The following is a 1,957-nucleotide window of genomic DNA, read 5'->3' on the forward strand; positions in this document are numbered from 1 at the left end:
GCTAGCGATTGAACTATAACCACTGCGCCAAGAAGCGCGGAAATTAGAGTCATGAGTAAAATATCTCTATTTACTATGTGACTCAACTCATGGCCAATTACACCGGAAGTCTCCTCACGATCAAGACTCTTCAAGAGACCTGTAGTCACACACACTACCGAGTTTTCCTGCTTCCTACCAGTGGCAAAAGCGTTGATCACTGAGTCGTCGTCTATCACGTAGATTTCGGGTGGCTTTGCCATTCCCGCCGCCAGGGAAAGTTCGTCAACAATATTTCTTAACTGCCGCTCTTCGGGATCGTCTGTTCTTGCTTCACGAGCCTTCACCGATTTAAGAACAATATCCTTTCCAGAAGAGAGGGAGATCAAAGTCTGCACGAGAGCAATGGCAAGAAAAACAAAAGTGAAGACAGGCAATATCCCAAATATCAGATCGATGATCAAACCGAAGGCAATCATCAGAGCAAGGAAGACCATCACAAGGACGATGGTCTTCCTGACATTTTTCCTGCTTTCTTCGTAGAAATCTACGGTGAAAGACATAACTCTCAGAAGTTAATATCTACGTTGGGTGTTTCTCGTTCGGCTTCAGTAACTTCAAATAACGGGAACTGCTCAAACTTTCCTCCAAAGAAGCCTACGATGAGATTGTTAGGGAAGATCTCGATTTTTGTATTGAACTTTGTAGCAGAATCATTGAAGAACTGCCTTGCGTAAGAGATTTTGTTCTCCGTAGCAGTTAGTTCTTCCATCAGTTGTGAGACATTAGCATTCGCCTTAAGATCAGGGTAGTTTTCGGCTATGGCAAGAAGTCTACCAAGCACACCGCCGAGTTCCTGCTCGGCCTTGATCCTATCTCCAACTCCTTGAGCGGACACGGCCTTTGCTCTTGCTTGAATTACTTTGTCCAGGGTTTCCTGCTCGAATTTCATGTAGCCCTTCACTGAGTTGACAAGGTTCGGAATCAGATCATGTCTTCTCTTGAGCTGAACATCGATCTGCGACCAAGCATTCTCTACTCTCTTCTTCAGGGTAACTAAATTGTTGTAAACCCCGATGAGCCAAAGAGCCAAGACAACGATGATTCCAATTACAATGAAAAGAATGACCATTCAACCACCTCCAACGTATGGCTATTATACAGTATTGCCTCTTTCAATTATCTCTATGATCGCTCCAATGTTATTGACAACTTCGTAACTATGTGAATCAGGTACCATGTCCGCTGTTGTTTCTCCAGACAAAACGAGATATGTGTCTACGCCGGCTCTAAGACCGCACTCGATGTCCGTGTAAATTCTATCTCCTATCATCACTGTTTCCTCCGGACCGTAGCCAAAGTCATCCATCACCATTTTCAGTATAGTCGGATCTGGCTTGCCTATAATGTTATCGGGCCGACGACCCGTGGAAGCTTCGAAAAGACTCAAGAAACTTCCAACATCAGGTACCGGTCCATCCTCCGTGGGACAGTTGACGTCTGGGTGAGTCGCTATGAAAGGAATGCCTTGCCTTATGAAGAGAGCAGCTTTCCGGATCCTCTCATAGTTTATTGTCGTATCGTATGCAAGAACTAATAATTCCGGGGAATTATCGTCTAAGTTCACTCCACTTCTTCTGAACATTTCCCTTACCGACGGCGTCGAGAGCAAAAATACTCTCTTATTTGGAAAATCTCGCTTCAAGAAGCTTATGGTAGCTTCGCCGGAGGTATAGACTTCGAAAAGAGTCCTATCAACTCCCATTTTGGTAAGTTTTCTGATATATTCTTCAGGTGTGCGTGATGAATTATTTGTTAGAAACACGAGTTTGGAACCGAGACGATGAACCGCATTGGCGAATTCAAGACTGCCCTTAAGAAGTCCGTCGCCAAGGTAGAATGTTCCGTCCATATCCGAAACGAAGAGCCGTTTATTTGTCAGCATCTCTTCCTCCGTTTTTCAGGTTGTTTTCATAAG

Annotated in this window: 3 protein-coding genes; all 3 read right to left on the bottom strand. The window is 44.5% G+C overall.

What is annotated here, in order from left to right; genetic code table 11:
• Positions 1-542: M48 family metalloprotease (locus tag BG32_RS00170; RefSeq protein ID WP_147434757.1), on the bottom strand; the 542-nt coding region annotated here is incomplete at its 3' end.
• A 5-nt stretch (positions 543-547) separates the two neighbouring features.
• Positions 548-1,111 carry a LemA family protein gene (locus BG32_RS00175; RefSeq protein ID WP_006487112.1) on the bottom strand — a complete coding sequence of 188 codons (564 nt, stop codon included), beginning with the start codon at positions 1,109-1,111 and terminating at the stop codon, positions 548-550.
• A 24-nt stretch (positions 1,112-1,135) separates the two neighbouring features.
• Positions 1,136-1,924: an HAD-IIA family hydrolase gene (locus BG32_RS00180; protein ID WP_121526203.1), complete on the bottom strand. Its 789-nt coding sequence runs from the start codon at positions 1,922-1,924 to the stop codon at positions 1,136-1,138.
• Positions 1,925-1,957 lie beyond the last annotated feature (33 nt).

The organism is Mesotoga sp. HF07.pep.5.2.highcov (assembly GCF_003666285.1).
Taxonomy (GTDB): Bacteria; Thermotogota; Thermotogae; order Petrotogales; family Kosmotogaceae; genus Mesotoga; species Mesotoga prima.

Coding starts and splice junctions, on each gene's coding strand:
- BG32_RS00180 (WP_121526203.1), bottom strand. CDS start 1,924: ATGCTGACAAATAAACGGCTCTTCGTTTCGGATATGGACGGAACATTC.
- BG32_RS00175 (WP_006487112.1), bottom strand. CDS start 1,111: ATGGTCATTCTTTTCATTGTAATTGGAATCATCGTTGTCTTGGCTCTT.